This window comes from Paenibacillus sp. FSL F4-0125, from assembly GCF_038008565.1.
Lineage (GTDB): Bacteria > Bacillota > Bacilli > Paenibacillales > Paenibacillaceae > Paenibacillus_AQ.
On the sequence record NZ_JBBOZJ010000001.1, the window covers coordinates 516499 to 532502 of the forward strand.

The window sequence follows — 16004 nt, forward strand, 5'->3', positions numbered from 1 at the left end:
GAGTGGGATGAGCGCAAGCGTTTATAGTTTGACAATAATATCTAATCTACGATAGGATTAGTATTAATTTAAAGTATTCCTGTCGGGATAAATATTTGCAGTGTAAGCTGCTTAAATGGGATGGAAGAGGTGGAGAAGTGGCTAAAATTGTTGTGATTAACGGAACGCCTTCCCTGGTATCGCGCATAAATGCAGTTATAGAGTATGCGGAGGCAAGCTTAACCGATCAGGGCTTTGAGGTTGAGCGTATTAACGTAGCCGAGCTACCAGCGGAAGATTTGATTCATACCAAGTTTGAGAGCGATTCTATCGTCAAAGCGAATGGCCTTGTAGCCGAAGCGGACGCGGTAATCGTGGTTAGCCCGGTTTATAAAGCCTCCTATACAGGCGTGCTGAAGACCTTCTTGGATCTAGTTCCACAAAAGGGGTTGGCCGGTAAAATCGTACTCCCGCTCTTCATGGGCGGCAGTCTTGCACATCTTCTTACGATTGATTATGCGTTGAAGCCTGTGTTGTCTGTACTCGGCGCACGCTATATTCTCGGTGGTGTGTATGCTGTGGATTCTCAGGTGGTTCGTAATGATCACGGAGTGGTAGAGCTTGCTGAGGAGCTGAAGCTGCGTCTGAATGATGCGTTAGCTGAGCTGGCAGAAGAAACTACACATCGAGTAGAGCGTAAGGTATAGACTACGCAGCAGAGATTCTGCTTCGGATGGATTCATATCAAATATATTAGCGTCTCATTCATACCTGATACAAGGGGTGAAGGGACGCTTTTTGCTATAGCAAAGAGGCCATCTCACTGTGAAAGTAGAGAATGGCCTCTTTTTTTATATAGGGTTCGTTATAATCCGGTCTTACAAATCGTCGAATCCGTTATCGTCGCCAACCTTACCGTAGTTACGGGATTTAGCTTCGAAGAAGTCGGTTTTGGTGGCATTAAGCGCATCATCGGAGAAAGGCTTGATCCAAGGCATGCAGTTTACGTCAACGCCCTGGTAAGCTTTTTCCATACCCATCAAGGTTAAGCGTTTGTTCGCTGTATATTTGATGTAGTCGCTAAGCTCGTTAAGATCAATACCGCGGACATTAGTGAGGGTATAGTAAGCCCAGTTGGTTTCGAGCTCTACCGCGCGGTCGATCGTACGGTACACGTAATCCATGTTCTCCTTAGTGTTCAACTCAGGGAAATCTACAAGCAGCTGTTTAAATACTTCTGCGAAGAAGTAGCAGTGCTGATTCTCGTCACGTTGGATATAAGAGATCATTTGGCTGGTTGCCATCATCTTCTGGTCACGGGCCAGATTGTAGAAGAAGGCGAAGGTGCTGTAGAAGAAAATCCCTTCCAGGATGAGATCCGCTACCAGCGCATGGAAAAAGGTTTGTTTTGATGGATTATCACGGAACTCTTGATAAATGTCGGAGATAAACTGATTACGCTCCAGTAGAACCGGATCCTTCTTCCAATATTCAAAAATCTCTTTCTGTTCACTATCCGACACAATAGAGGATAGAACATAGGAATAGGATTGGTTATGCACTACTTCCTGTTGTCCAATAATGGCAGAGATAGCTTCCAGTGAGGAGTCGGTAAAATAACGCTTCACGTCGCCGACGAACATCGTCTGCATCGAATCTAGCACGGCGAGCAGGGAGATATTAATCTTAAATACGCGTTGCTCTTCCGCATCCAGCATTGGGAATTGTTGCGCATCTTTGGACATTGGGATTTCATCCGCGATCCAGTGATTAAGCAGCAGTACCTTGTACAGCTTGTACATATGCGGCATGCGGATATCGTTCCAGTTCAGAATGCCTGAGCATTCACCGTCGATGATGCGTGTGGATTGGTTGGGTGCTTCAGTGTTAAAAATCTTTTGTAGTTGCATTTATTTTCCCTCCATTTTTTTGCGCGGGTAATTTGCATTTTTCACTTGGAAATCTGAAGCCGGAGGCACGTAGAGAAAGTTTGGAGCTGTAGGAGCGATAGCGTTCGCCTTTATCCTCGGATTTCTACCGCGAAGACGGTATAAATCAAGAAATCTGAGGATAACAGCGACCGGAAGCCCAAACATTTCTCGTAGTGACGGTTAAGGCTTTAGGTATTCGAGTAGAATGCTCTTAGCTAGCGCAAGAATCACACTCTTCTATTGTCAAAGCACGGCTACGCACATAATAAGTTGATTTCAATCCGCCCTTCCAGGCGTTCAGATGCAGCTCAAGGAACTCGGTAGCCTTGATATCAGGACGAACATACAGGTTGAAGCTTTGACCTTGATCGACGTGACGCTGACGAGCAGAAGCCATGCGGATTGACCAGTTTTGGTCAATTGTGAAAGCTGTTTTATAGTACCAGATCGTCTTGTCGGACAGATCCGGTGCTGGGTTAGCGATCTTGTAAGTTGTTTTCTCTTCATAGGAAAGCAGTTCATACAAAGGATCAATGCTGGCTGTGGAGCCGGCAATAATCGATGTGGAGCCGTTCGGTGCAATCGCGAACATCCATGCGTTACGAACACCGTCTTTAGCCACTTCTTCTTGCAGCTCGCGCCATTGTTCAGTGGTTACATATTTACCTTCTTGTTCACCGCTAACGTAGCCGCGTGAAGTAAAGTATGCACCTGTCTCCCAATCGGAACCAGCGAACTTCGGATAACGGCCTTTTTCACGGGCAAGCTCCATGCTCGAACGTACCAACAGGTAGTTGATGTGCTCATACAAATGATTGTTATATTCTACGGCTTCATCGGATTCCCAACGAATGCCCTTAAGTGCCAATAGGTGATGCAAGCCGAATGTGCCGAGACCCACTGCGCGGTACTGGCTGTTCGTGTATTGTGCTTGCAGAACTTCAATATTATTAATGTCGATTACGTTGTCCAGCATACGTACTTGGATAGGTACAAGTCTTTCCAGCACACCAGCTGGAATCGCACGTGCCAAGTGAATCGAATTCAGGTTGCAGACTACGAAATCGCCAGGGATTTTGGAGATAACAATCCGGGTCTTGCCATCTTTGGTTACTAATTCTTCCTGTTCAATAACGGTAGCGGATTGATTCTGCATAATTTCTGTGCACAGGTTGGAAGAGAAGACCATACCTTGGTGACGGTTCGGGTTCGTCCGGTTAACCGTATCACGGTAGAACATATATGGAGTACCTGTTTCAAGCTGTGATTTCATAATCCGTTTCATGATGTCAATCGCAGGTACTGTAATACGGGACAATTCCAGATTAGCTGTTGCTTCAGCATACTTTTCACGGAAAGTGCCTTTACCAAGCTCTTCATCGTAGAAGTCTTCCAGACCAAGCGGACGACCATTCTCATCCGTCCAGCCCATAACCTTCTTCACTTCATGTGGGCAGAAGAGGTTCCAGTGGCTGCGCGATTCAACAGCTTCCATGAACAGATCCGGCAGGGTAACCCCGTGGAACACGTCATGTGCACGCATACGCTCGTCGCCGTTATTCAGCTTAAGATCGAGGAAAGCGAGAATATCTTTATGGAATACATCAAGGTAGACAGCGACAGCGCCTTTACGTGTACCAAGCTGATCTACGCTGACTGCTGTATTGTTCAATTGGCGAATCCAAGGGATTACGCCGGAGCTAGTGTTTTTGTGACCACGGATATCCGAACCACGTGCCCGTACTTTACCAAGGTAGACGCCGATGCCGCCGCCCATTTTGCTAAGACGTGCTACGTCTGTATTGGAATCAAAGATGCCCTCAAGGGAATCGTCTACTGTATCGATGAAGCAGCTGGAGAGCTGTCCAGCGACCTTTTTGCCGGCATTGGACATGGTAGGGGTAGCAGCTGTCATGTAGATGTTGCTCATGGCCCAGTAAGCTTCTTTTACAAGCTCAAGACGTTTCTCGGCTGGCTCACGGTGCATCAGGTACATAGCGATAATCATGTAACGTTCTTGCGGAAGCTCCATCACACGGCCATCAAAATCATGCGCCAAATAACGGTCGGATAGCGTAAGCAGACCAATGTAATCGAACAGAAGGTCGCGCGTATAATCGATGCATCCACCTAGCTCAACGATTTGTTCTTTAGTGTAGTGAGTTAGAAGCTCTTCACGGTAGATTCCTTTTTTTACGAGATCCGTAATTAGCGGGTACAACTCACCGTAAGGCTCTTCTGGATAAGCTTTATAGCGGCGATGAACGGCTGCTTTTTTATAAAGAGTAGTCAGAAGGGCACGGGCAGCTGCAAACTTCCAAGTAGGCTCTTCCTTTGTTACAAGCTCTAGAGCACTCATAGTGAAGGCGTTGCTGATTTCTTCTCCGCTTACGGAGTCACGGCGCAATTTGGAAATTACTCCCCGCAGCAAAGTTTCTTTATTTAGTTGATCAAGACCTTCCAAGATACGGTCGGCGTAGACGGAAAGGCGCTTCTCATCAAAAGCCAGTTGGCGATTGTCTGGTTTTACTACGAATTGTGGCATGGTTATTTCATCCCTTCTTATTTTGGGTTAATTTTGAATATCAAAAATTGATATATTATAGCGCAGTAGGCTGCCACAGAAAGACCTCCGAGCCGTTCATACTGGCCGGAATGTCGATGATGCGTTGGTTAGAGCTTCCTCGGTAAGGAAGTGTAGTATCTTTCAGTTCTTCTATAAATCGTCCATCTATTAACACCTGACACTGCGTAAGTAGATTCCACTCCGGCGAACCGGGAAGGGCGATTAGTTCCTCATACGTATAACCACTGTAAATCCAGATATTAAAGCCTGGGAGCACGGCGCGAAGCTCATGAATGAATCCCAGAACCTCCTCAGCCGAGAAAAAAGGATCACCACCGGCCAGTGTTAAACCATCAAGCAGTGGATTAGCGGCAATTTCTGCAATGATTTCGTGTTGACGTTCCAGGGTGAAGACTTCACCGTATTTAAAATTCCACGTCTCGGGATTAAAACATCCCGGGCAACGATGGCGGCAGCCGCTGAGGAAGAGGACGGCCCGCATGCCCTCTCCCTCGTTAATCGACTCCGGGTAGTAACCGCAAATATTCATAGATGCTTAACGCGGTCTCTTACTTCAGCTTGCTTGGCGGCATTAAAGCGGGTCTGGTAGTCGCCGGTTAAATAACCTGTAACTCTACGCAAACGGCGGATATGAACGTCTTTCTCATGCACGCCGCAGGAAGGACAGTTTGTCCCGATTACGCCTTCGTATCCGCAGCCGGAGCAGCGGTCAATCGGGTGGTTAATGCTGAAATAGCTGACCTGCTGTTCTAGTGCGTATTTAATGATTTTGATAAAGGCGGACGGATTACTGCGGGCATTGCCATTTAATTCGACATAAGAAATAGCCCCGGCGTTGCAGTATTCATGGAAAGGAGCTTCCAAGCTGATCTTCTGAGCAGCACCTAGATCGTAGTACACAGGGATGTGGAAAGAGTTCGTATAATACTCACGGTCAGTTACACCCGGAATAGAACCCAGTACCTTGCGATCAATCTTGGTGAATTTGCCGGACAAGCCTTCGGCTGGTGTTGCGAACAAAGTGATGTTGAGATTCAGTTCCTCACTTTTAAGGTCGCAATACTCCCGCATATGACGAACGATAGCCACAGCCTTGGCATGGACTTCCATATCCTCGCCATGGTGTTTGCCATACATGGCTTTCATGCATTCCGCCATACCGATGAAGCCAAGCGAAAGACTGCCATGCTTCAGCAGTTCGCCTACAGAGTCTTCAGGAGCGAGATTTTCGCCGCCTTCCCAGACGCCTTCTCGCATCATGAAATCGGACGCTTTAGCTTTTTGCGCGGCTTGGATGTTGAAACGATGAAGAAGTCCTTCCAGCGCAATATCCATATAATGATTTAGATCTTCATAGAAGCCAGCTTCGTCTGCGACGGTACGTCGGCCCGTTACTGTGCCGTGTGCCAGACCGAGTCGAACCAGATTCAATGTATTAAAGGAAAGGTTGCCCTTTCCGGAGCAATGATTACGCCCAAAACGGTCACCGAGCACGCGGGTGCGGCAGCCCATTGTAGCAAATTCCGTATCAGGATCACTTGGATCATAATACTGCAAGTTGAGCGGAGCGTCCAGATTAGCGAAGTTCGGATATAGTCTGCGTGCAGAACATTCCGCTGCTTTTAGGAACAATTCATAGTTCGGATCACCTTGCTGTTGATTGACGCCTTGCTTACATTTGAAGATTTGAATCGGGAACACAGGTGTCTCTCCGCTGCCAAGTCCGTTCATCGTTGCTGTTAGCAGGGAGCTGATCACAAGCTGACCTTCTGGTGAAGTACAAGTCCCGTAGTTAATGCTGGTGAACGGAATTTGCCCACCGGATCGGCTGGACATGGTATTGAGATTATGTACCATACTTTCCGCCGCTTGTAGGGTCTCAATCTCGGTCTCTTTTAGTGCAAAACGGAACGCTTTCGGATATAACTCCGCCAGATCGGTCCGGCTCATCGTAATCTCGCCCAAAGATTCATCAGCTTGTCCTTCTTCAAAATAATCCAGACCCTTGCGGAATAGCTTAGCGAAGGATTTGGTTACATAAGGGGCTAGATCATAGTCGAGCTTATTAGCGGATACACCGCCATATTGAGCATTTTGCTGGGATTGAAAAATGATTGCTACCAGTGACATAGCCGTCATTATGGAGTTTGGAGGACGAACACTGCCGTTGCCGGTGTTGAAGCCTTCGCGGAGAAGTTTATCAAACGGGATAAAAATACAGTTCGTCGTTCCGATCGCGTATTGATCCAGATCATGCACATAGACGACATTGTCATCAATGGCCTGCACTAGCTGCGGTGGCATCGTAAAGTTGCGGGCATACCATTTTGAATATTCACTGCCGAACTTGCTCATTTTACCGGAGAAACTCTCTCCGTTCAAATTGGCATTCTCGCGCAGTAAGTCCAAATCCCGACTGTCGATAATATCGCGCCCTAAATCAATGAGCTCTTCTAAAAGAACTTCTCGTGCATTTGTTGTACCGTTAAATTGTCTCTCCAACAACGTCATTGTATAGCTCTCCTCTCAGTCTATCGTCCTATCATTAAGAAGTTGGACCGCATAAGCGGCCGTATATTCATTCTGATCTCATAAAAAAAGCATCCCCTAGCGAGGATGGCAGAAAATGCCCGATGCGTTATGTAAATATCCACACGGATATTTGCGGTGGTCTCTCAGAAGATGACCGCATGCGGACACCGTTCCTGTTCCTCGCAGGCACTCATAGTTGGTGTCGTCGAAACTGGCAGGTCTCCTGGCTTCCGCAGGATCTCTCAGCGCCTTCCCAAGGGGGTTCGTAACTCTCAGTGGCTTCTGCTGGGAGATCTGTCCGCCTTAAGCTTCTAAAAGCTTGTGAAGGACATCCGGTTACAGTGGCGGGACCGCAGCGGAATCTCACCGCACTTCCCTATTAAGCTCTAATTCCAATAAAGGATCAAAGCGCCTGTCTCCACTATATTTTGTTGTGATTAGATAAAAATAACCCAAGATGTTGTGTTTGTAAACAGTTTTTTAGAAAACCCAAGCGGGGAGCGGCTTCTTTAAAAGTACTCCACAATTGATCCACAGGCTGTCCATAAGTAATCCACAATTGATCCACAGGCACATGGAAAATGATTCATAAATTGTCCGAAAAGATGCCACAAATAGTCCATAAATGTAGTGCGGACGACCCTAGAATTCATGTAAGAGAAAGTACTCGTGGCGAAGGCTGTATTTCGGAGTACTTGGCGGAAAAGAAGGGGCATAATAATGCGGCCATCATTTGTGGGAGAGCGGTGGAGTTGTTACAATAGATGGAGACATACTTTAAAATTCGAAGGAGGTATTCCCATGCCTATTGCTGAAGTAACCGTTATTCCGATTGGAACAGGCAGTACCAGCCTTAGCAGTTATGTTGCGGATATGCAGCGAGTGCTGCAGACGGTAGAAGGAATTACTTATGAACTTACATCGATGGGTACAATCATTGAAGGACCTCTCCAACGTATATTTGCAGCGGTGGAAGCATTGCATGAGTCTCCTTTTGCCGCAGGTGCAGAACGTGTCTCAACCTCGCTTAAAATAGACGACCGCCGCGATAAGCCCTCCACTAGCCGTGGAAAGCTGGAGTCTGTGGAGCGTAAGCTACAGGTGGAGTAGCAGCAGTCTAGGAGAGTAGAAAACAGGGAGAAATAGGCTTGCGTTTCTAGCTGAAAGTTGTATAATGTTTTTTGTTTGACAGAAAAATTAGCTATAAGCTGGTGTAGCTCAGGGGTAGAGCAACGCACTCGTAATGCGTAGGCCGGGGGTTCAATTCCCTTCACCAGCATCCTCAAGAATTCGACAACGGCGCGGGTTCCCGGTTATTCGGGATCGCGCTTTTTTTTATTAAAGCCCCTGGCTTCTAACAATCTTCTAACCTTTAGTCGAGTAGAGTGGGGGGCGTTTTATATTGCCCTTGGATACCCAGTGGGCGGAGCTAACGGAACAATTGGACCATACTGTTTATCTCTCTTGTTGACTAGCGAGCAGTATAGTTCAATTATAGTTGTTTTTTCTCTCCAGTCTTACAGTTTCAAAGTTAAAATGGAATTAATTTATCAATGAGTGGTATTTCCAGGATGAACAAAGTTAAAATTTTTAACACTTCCGAAGAATGCGCAGATTTAATTTACTCGGTACGGTACATTCCGCTTACCGGGGACGATAGTTAATTCACGAGGGGGGAATTGATAATTTTGCAAATCATAACTGAACGACTAATCATCACTGCTTTTAATCCAGAGAATTACAAGAAGGTATCTGAAACGTATTCTATTAGAAAGCATATCGTCAATTATTTAGATAACCTTAAGGAGGACCCGGAATTGTTGGGCTGGGGTGCGTGGTTTGTAACTTTAGCTGATAATAATCAAGTTATTGGGGACATTGGATTTAAAGGAAAACCTGATAATCAAGGAATTGTAGAAGTTGGATTTGGTATTATTCCGGAAATGCATAACAAGGGGATAGCTACAGAGTCGGTTGGAGCAATTATTGAATGGGCATTATCTTCAAGAAAAGCAAAAAAAATTGTGGCAGAGTGTCTTATAGATAACATTCCATCCATAAAAGTTCTGGAGAAATTGAAGATGACAAGAACCGGAATAGAGAATGGAATGATTAACTGGGAATTACCAAGCGATCACCATCGTTGATCTAACGGGTACGATAGTTGAATAAGGAATTACTTAAGTAGACCAACAATTAATCAATATGTAGGTCTTTTTCTGTCGCATTCGACCATACTATGCATCAAATATTATGACAACACGCTACTTATAGGCGTGTTTTTATTTTGCCCTCGGATCCCTGGGGGCTATAAACACTTGAAGCGGTACCGGCATTGGCATCGACAATCGAGGCTACACGTGACTTAGCGCGTGAAGCTATGCAATCTGCTAAATCAGCACATCGTAGGCTAGACAGGATTGAAGACGCACAACGCTGGCTTTGGAGGACTGTTGGCGGGGCAATCATTACCGTGATCGTAGGTGCCATTGTGGTGGCTATCAGAATGGGAGGAAACTAAATCGGGAACGCCGGGTTTTATGAGCATCAAACCATGCTGGGGATACATAAGCTTCAGTTAGCCTTTGAGCTACACTGGCAGGCATCTGTACAGCAATAAGCGGTACAACGGACACTGGTTGTTCCCTAATTTCTGTTACTACATCATAAAGCAGGTCTTTAGGCGTTTTACCTACAGTCACTAGTGCTTGGTCAATGTTGCGTTTACGCCCAGGATCTAGCTGCTTATGACTTGGGATCAGGTTCAACAGCGACATTTAAGCAATTGCATAAAAGTAATGCTCAAGAAACGAACATAACCCCTCGAAAAGGAGTCTAGATAATAGATCACGAATTGATAAATGTCTCACGGTGTGCCAGAGGTCGTTCTTATGCTTTACGACTCAGGAGATCATTGAGACATTTTGAATTTATATTTTGGTTATTAGTTTTAAATTCTATTTGAATGGGGGTAGAGCGCATATGTCTGAAATCTTAGTGACAGCACGTTCTTTCTTACTTACACATGCCCGTTTATTGGAACGTCGACTATTTGAAGTTCTCTTTGAAGGTGCTCATCCTACTTTGGTCGGTAATGTTGTACGTGCCTATCAAAATTCTGATGGCGGTCTCGGCCATGCTTTAGAACCTGACCTTCGTTGTCCGGAAAGCCAACCGCTTTTGACCTCTTTTGGCCTTGGAGCATTAGAAGAGGCGGAGTATCGGAACTTAGAATTTGCAACATCTGTATGTAACTATCTTTTATCCGTGTCGGACAAGAAAGGCCTAGTCCCATTTTTTCTGAAGTCAGCTAATCAGTCACCACTTGCAAGTCATTGGATGCATTCAACAATATCACCGGGTCTTAACCCTACAGCCGAGATTTGTGGTCTTCTTCATTACCAGGAAGTCGAACATGGGTGGCTTTCTTTAGCAACAGAAACTTGTTGTGAAATGTTTTTACAGGAACCTCCACTTGAAGCCCATGCTCTTTTATGCGCAGTCAGATTGGCGGAATACATACCCAACAAGGTAATGGCAGAAAATCTGCTAGATGTTATCGCAAGAGTTCTTCCGCATGCTAATTTTTTCAAACTAGATGCTTCTTCAGATGCTTACGGACTAACGCCTCTTCATTTCGCACGTACACCAGGATCAATAAGCCGACCATTGTTTACCCAAAGCCAGATTGACAATCACCTTGAAGTTCTTGCGAAACAACAAATGCCAGATGGCGGGTGGCCTATTAGCTGGGAAGCTCCTGGGCCTGCTTCAGAATTGGAATGGCGTGGTCGAGTGACTATAGAGGCCATTTGTAGGTTATCTGCATACGGCGTAATATAAGAGATTGAACAAAGGCCATCCTTTACGAAAGGTTGGCCTTAAAACCTGCTGTTAAAGACAGCACACTAAACGTATTACAACTCATTCAACTAACGGAAAACGTTAATTCAATGACAAAAAGGCAGTCTTAGACTTTATTTACTAAGTCTTGGACTGCCATTGCTTTTATATAGATCAGTCTAAAACCTGGAGAAAATATTAGATTCATTTCCCATTACTTAAATTTCCCTTATGCGGTTGTTGGTCCAAATGCTAAAATCAATTCTGGTAAAATTTGTAACGATCAGGATGGTGATTTATTAAATGAATCTATGAAATGAATTGAGTGAGACCATAAGTCCCCCAGGTGCTTACACCACAAGATTTGACATCATTTGCACAGACCTAGTGTCTGATAAGACGCACACCCTAATCGAATCGGATCATCGAGGACGCGGGCCTGGTCTTTTGATCCAGTCTGAATTTACTTTTTGATTCCGTTGTTATGCTAACGGGAAATAATAGTTTAATAAGCCGTTACTTAAGACTGAAATAATTCATTGTGACAATTATGTCATTCTGTATTGAATATCGTTATGTTAATCGATGGGTAAGTGTACGTGTCTCCCTTATACTGGAAATTAAATGATCTTATTTCCGAAAGGGGACTATCCACTGATGACTGATGTAATTAAAGCAATAATACTTGGCATAATAGAGGGCTTAACTGAATTTTTACCAGTATCATCTACTGGACATCTTATTTTAGCAGGAAATTTGCTTAGCTTTGAGGGAGACGCTGCAATAACTTTTAAAATTGTTATACAGTTGGGTGCAGTGATGGCTGTTCTAATTCTTTACTGGAAAAGGTATTTGGAGATTGGGGCTAATATGATTAGAATGGATTTTTCCAAAAGCAAAGGATTAAATGTCATTCATATGGTTTTGGCTATGTTACCAGCATTACTCTTATATCTTCTCTTCAAGGACACCATAAAAAGCCAATTATTCGGTCCAATCCCCGTCTTGATCGGGCTAGTTGTTGGTGGCGTATTGATGATCATTGCAGCGCGGAATAGGCGAACTGAAACCGCTGATACTATTGATGGTATTAATTATAAACAAGCTTTCGGAATTGGTCTGTTCCAATGCTTGGCGTTATGGCCGGGATTTTCGAGATCAGGTTCGACGATTTCAGGCGGCCTGTTGTTTGGCACTAGCCAAAAAGCCGCTGCAGATTTTACATTCCTTATTTCTGTACCTGTAATGTTTGGTGCAAGCTTGTTAGATTTGTACGATAGTCGTGATTTGCTGAGTTCTGATGATTTGCTTCTAATGTTAATTGGCTTTGCGACATCCTTTCTTGTGGCAATGATTGCAGTAGTGACGTTCATCAAACTGATTAAGCGACTTCGATTGGAATGGTTTGCTCTATACCGGTTTGTTTTAGCAGCTCTCTTCTATTTAATCGTCATACAGTAATTAGTTTTATTTGCTTGTTAAGCCCGAATAATTTACCGACAGGGGCTATTATTGCGACAGGCCAGCTCACGGGGTGTTATGAGGTTACGTCTGAGGTGGACCTAAGGGAATGGGTAGAAGGTAACGAATATGATTTCGGTGACTATCGTCTAACCTGAATGACGAATTGAAGTTTTTAATGTGATTTTCATGTGAGCATCATCTTATTTTCAGGTTAGGGGTATATATTGAAGACACCAAACACCCCCCAGTGTTTTGTGGTATAAATCTCTTAGGTCTTGCCAACTCCCATGGTAAGGCCTATTTTTTTGTTCGCTAATGGAAATGGGGGGGAGGGGCGTAACTCCTTACGCGGCTTTACTTAATCTGATACTGCCCTTCATAGCTCTTAAAAGATGAAATATCCAGCCCGAGATATCTGCGCATATGAATAGCAGCTTGTGCAGCAACGATGTCGTTTAACAGCAGCATTCGTTCATGGTATCCGCGACATATAAATTTGGCTTCTATCCCTGTGTTGAGCCTGTTCTGCTCATATACCTTGATTCCCCGTTTTCTCATTTCCGAACGAACATCTCTTAGATCTGCTGTAGCTACTGCCGCGGCGGTTCCAAGAACCTCCAGATAGGGGGCGGGCGTTCGTAAATGTGTAGATAAAATGGCGGAGTCCCGTTCGAAAGCTGATAAAATCATCGGAAGCAATAAATAAGATTTCACCAGCATGTTGTCTCTGCTTTCAGCTCTATGCATGAATCTCATCACCTCTAATGGGAACGTATATTCGTATTCTACCCCGATATCCCAAAAATAATCAATGGTATTTCTAAACAGCCAGTCCAATGTGATTAAATTCACAACGAAAATAGAAAGAATAAAATATATTAAAATTGTAATAATAAAAATTAATGGTTTAGGCTTATGAAAAGGAGAATTAGGATGAGAGAGGAAGGAAGTCTCCGCCGTGGATTGGTATTTGGTTTGATTTTTAGTATTCCATTATGGATATCGATATTAGGCTATATACAGTTACTTTAAAATTGAATAAAAACTTTTGCGTGAAGCGCCTTTAGGTGCTTTTTTTGTGCTGGTTAATCTGTATGATTATTAAAAGGAATTGATTGACATTTGTGGGGGCGGAGCGCTAAACTATTATTAGTTCGAAAGTATTAAAAGTCATAGACGATTATTTAATAGGATGCTTAAGCTGCCGGTTCTATTTTGCAAAAGCTATACATATATAATCATGATAATAGCAAACCGTCCGAAAGGGTGGGACGCAAAGTCCAGGAGTCTAAAGTGTCTTAAGGACACTATGACCGTCCGACTGCCATGAGAAGGGAATTCTACTTCTTTTTTGGCGGTCTTTTTTGTTGTTAGGTCTTTTAGAGTTTCTGGTAATTATTTTGATTAGATATAAATGATAGATTTAGGAGGTGTGCTTTTTGAAAAGAAGAATAAAACCGATACTCTCACTAGTATTAGCGGGGACTTTAATGGTAGGTAATGGGCTTTCCGGAGGGCATTTGGTAAATGCAGCAGGGGAGGTACCTCCCTATACTCCTACACCTGTGTTAGGTATTGCAGGGAATTTTAATACTTTTATTTTTGGGGATTTCAAACAATCTAATGATCAGGTTCATGGGCGCCTTGCCGCCAAAGGTAACATTACTTTGCAGAATTACGGCGTATCCAAGGATAATCCAGGTGGAGATGTCCTTATTGCTGGTAATGACATTACTTTTACTAATGGTACTATTCATGGAGCATCCGTTTATGGTGGTGTTTTTTCCAGCAACGGTGTAGATCTTAAAGAACCAGCGAGAAAAGGAACGCCTATTGATTTTGATGCTGAAGAGCAATTTCTTATCGGACGTTCTAATGAATTCTCTTCACTTGCTACAGTTGGAACTTTCAAAAAGGAATATGGGAAAATAACAATTGATGCTCCGGAATCATTTAACGTTCTTAATCTAAGTGCTGCCGATTTCGCTAATGCCAATGGCTTACAGTTTAATATTGCAAATAACGCCACAGTTATCGTTAACGTTAGCGGAAGTTCAGTTGAAATTCCAAGTTTTCAAATATGGGGAGGCAGCCTTAACAAGGTATTATTTAATTTTTATGAAGCTAGCACTGTAAACATAGGAAGTTTAACGATAGAAGGAACTATCCTAGCTCCGCATGCGAAAGTAACTTATAATTCTGGTGAACTGCATGGGACACTGATTGCAAAGGGATTTGCTGGTGGGGTACAGATGCATTGGTATCCATATGAAGGGGAGGAACCACCTCCGACACCGACGCCGACTGTGACACCAACACCGACGCCGACCGTGACGCCAACACCGACGCCGACTGTGACGCCAACACCGACGCCGACTGTGACGCCAACACCGACCGTGACGCCAACGCCGACGCCGGCTGTGACGCCAACACCGACGCCGTGCGTGACACCAACGCCGAGTGTGACGCCGACACCGACCGTGACACCAACGCCGAAGCCAACACCAACGCCGAAGCCAACACCAACGCCGAAGCCAACACCAACGCCGAAGCCAACACCAACGCCGAAGCCAACACCAACGCCGAAGCCAACACCAACGCCGAAACCAACACCAACGCCGAAACCAACGCACACACCAAAACCAACGCACACACCAAAACCAACACACACACCAACGCCGACTGTGACGCCAACACCAACACCGACTGTGACGCCAACACCAACGCCGGACGTGACGCCAACACCAACACCGACTGTGACGCCAACACCAACGCCGGACGTGACGCCAACACCAACGCCGACTGTGACGCCAACACCAACGCCGACTGTGACGCCAACACCAACGCCGGACGTGACGCCAACACCAACGCCGGACGTGACGCCAACACCAACGCCGACTGTGACGCCAACACCAACGCCGGACGTGACACCGACACCAACGCCGACTCCGTCGTCTGAAGCAACACCAACACCGACTCCGTCGTCTGAAGCGACACCAACGCCGACTCCGTCGTCTGAAGCGACACCAACGCCGACTCCGTCGTCTGAAGCAACACCAACACCGACTCCGTCGTCTGAAGCAACACCAACGCCGACTCCGTCGTCTGAAGCAACACCAACGCCGACTCCGTCGTCTGAGGTAACACCAACACCGACTCCGTCACCGGTGGCTCCGGTATTCCCAACACCAACGCCATCCTCCGTAATTGGCATTATCGTCGTTAATGATGACCCTGTGCCACTTGGACCTGTAGCTTCATCGACGCCAGTACCAGTACCAGTACCAACACCAACACCGTCGGGTAGCACAGAGGTACTTGTTGATGATGACGAGATCCCATTAGGATCAGTAACGGAGGTAACGCCAACACCGTCACCAGAGGATATCGCCGTGGTGGATGATACAATCCCGCTAGGTAATCCACCTGTGGATGAACTTCCGAAAACGGGAGAATCAAGTCCAGTCCCTTATTATGTAGCTGGTCTAGGTTTTGCACTTATTGGATTGCTAATGAGAAATAGATTCTCCAACAAGAAATAATAAATGGTAATTGTGACGAGAACACAAGGTATACCCAGAACAGAAAAGAGCCGCTTTCGGGACTTATTCCGATAGCGGCTTTATTTTGTAATGATTGTTATATTTTGGAGTAATCTAAGCAGATGC

The 16004-nt window shown here is 45.1% G+C and carries 13 protein-coding genes, 1 tRNA gene and 2 riboswitches; of the genes, 8 read left to right on the forward strand and 6 right to left on the reverse strand.

Features of this window, described 5'->3' with window-relative positions; translation table 11 throughout:
• Positions 1-137 precede the first annotated feature (137 nt).
• The gene (gene ssuE / locus NST74_RS02310; RefSeq protein ID WP_042123733.1) at positions 138-686 is read left to right on the forward strand and encodes an NADPH-dependent FMN reductase; all 549 of its coding nucleotides are present in this window, start codon (positions 138-140) and stop codon (positions 684-686) included.
• Positions 687-857: 171 nt separating this feature from the next.
• Here the strand turns inward: ssuE and NST74_RS02315 are convergent, their stop codons facing one another.
• From NST74_RS02315 to NST74_RS02330, 4 genes are all read right to left on the reverse strand, one after another.
• Positions 858-1889 (reverse strand): ribonucleotide-diphosphate reductase subunit beta, encoded by a 1032-nt coding sequence (locus tag NST74_RS02315; RefSeq protein ID WP_042123735.1) that lies wholly within the window; start codon positions 1887-1889, stop codon positions 858-860.
• A gap of 232 nt (positions 1890-2121) precedes the next feature.
• Positions 2122-4455 (reverse strand): ribonucleoside-diphosphate reductase subunit alpha, encoded by a 2334-nt coding sequence (locus tag NST74_RS02320; protein WP_042123737.1) that lies wholly within the window; start codon positions 4453-4455, stop codon positions 2122-2124.
• 55 nt (positions 4456-4510) lie between these two features.
• Positions 4511-5026, reverse strand: a complete 516-nt coding sequence (gene nrdG, locus NST74_RS02325) for an anaerobic ribonucleoside-triphosphate reductase activating protein (protein WP_042123739.1) — start codon at positions 5024-5026, stop codon at positions 4511-4513.
• Positions 5023-7008, reverse strand: a complete 1986-nt coding sequence (locus NST74_RS02330; RefSeq protein ID WP_341110246.1) for an anaerobic ribonucleoside triphosphate reductase — start codon at positions 7006-7008, stop codon at positions 5023-5025. The genes nrdG and NST74_RS02330 overlap by 4 nt, the downstream gene beginning before the upstream one ends.
• Before the next feature lie 217 nt (positions 7009-7225).
• A riboswitch (cobalamin riboswitch) is annotated at positions 7226-7460 on the reverse strand.
• Between the two features lie 370 nt (positions 7461-7830).
• Between NST74_RS02330 and NST74_RS02335 the strand changes: the two genes are divergently transcribed.
• The 4 genes from NST74_RS02335 (at position 7831) to NST74_RS02350 (ending at position 9550) form a co-directional block, all read left to right on the forward strand.
• Positions 7831-8139 (forward strand): MTH1187 family thiamine-binding protein, encoded by a 309-nt coding sequence (locus NST74_RS02335; protein WP_042123742.1) that lies wholly within the window; start codon positions 7831-7833, stop codon positions 8137-8139.
• Between the two features lie 97 nt (positions 8140-8236).
• Positions 8237-8308, forward strand: a tRNA-Thr gene (locus tag NST74_RS02340).
• Between the two features lie 409 nt (positions 8309-8717).
• On the forward strand, positions 8718-9176 hold the full coding sequence (locus NST74_RS02345; protein ID WP_341110247.1) for a GNAT family N-acetyltransferase: 459 nt from the start codon (positions 8718-8720) through the stop codon (positions 9174-9176).
• Between the two features lie 188 nt (positions 9177-9364).
• Positions 9365-9550, forward strand: coding sequence for a hemolysin XhlA family protein (locus tag NST74_RS02350; RefSeq protein ID WP_341110248.1), 186 nt, complete (start codon positions 9365-9367; stop codon positions 9548-9550).
• On the opposite strand, the gene NST74_RS02355 is transcribed toward NST74_RS02350, so the two are convergent.
• Positions 9531-9806, reverse strand: coding sequence for a hypothetical protein (locus NST74_RS02355; RefSeq protein ID WP_341110249.1), 276 nt, complete (start codon positions 9804-9806; stop codon positions 9531-9533). The two genes, NST74_RS02350 and NST74_RS02355, sit on opposite strands and share 20 nt — an antisense overlap.
• Positions 9807-10026: 220 nt before the next feature.
• On the opposite strand from NST74_RS02355, the gene NST74_RS02360 reads away from it, so the two are divergent.
• Together NST74_RS02360 and NST74_RS02365 are read left to right on the forward strand one after the other, a co-directional pair.
• Complete coding sequence (locus NST74_RS02360; protein ID WP_341110251.1) at positions 10027-10872, forward strand: hypothetical protein; 846 nt, start codon at positions 10027-10029, stop codon at positions 10870-10872.
• Between the two features lie 657 nt (positions 10873-11529).
• Positions 11530-12333: an undecaprenyl-diphosphate phosphatase gene (locus tag NST74_RS02365; RefSeq protein WP_341110252.1), complete on the forward strand. Its 804-nt coding sequence runs from the start codon at positions 11530-11532 to the stop codon at positions 12331-12333.
• Between the two features lie 357 nt (positions 12334-12690).
• On the opposite strand, the gene NST74_RS02370 is transcribed toward NST74_RS02365, so the two are convergent.
• A complete protein-coding gene (locus NST74_RS02370; protein WP_042123749.1) occupies positions 12691-13083 on the reverse strand; it encodes a hypothetical protein in 393 nt (130 codons plus the stop codon).
• 491 nt (positions 13084-13574) lie between these two features.
• Positions 13575-13665, forward strand: a riboswitch (cyclic di-GMP riboswitch).
• A gap of 110 nt (positions 13666-13775) precedes the next feature.
• On the opposite strand from NST74_RS02370, the gene NST74_RS02375 reads away from it, so the two are divergent.
• Positions 13776-15878 carry a choice-of-anchor A family protein gene (locus NST74_RS02375; protein WP_341110253.1) on the forward strand — a complete coding sequence of 701 codons (2103 nt, stop codon included), beginning with the start codon at positions 13776-13778 and terminating at the stop codon, positions 15876-15878.
• Positions 15879-16004 lie beyond the last annotated feature (126 nt).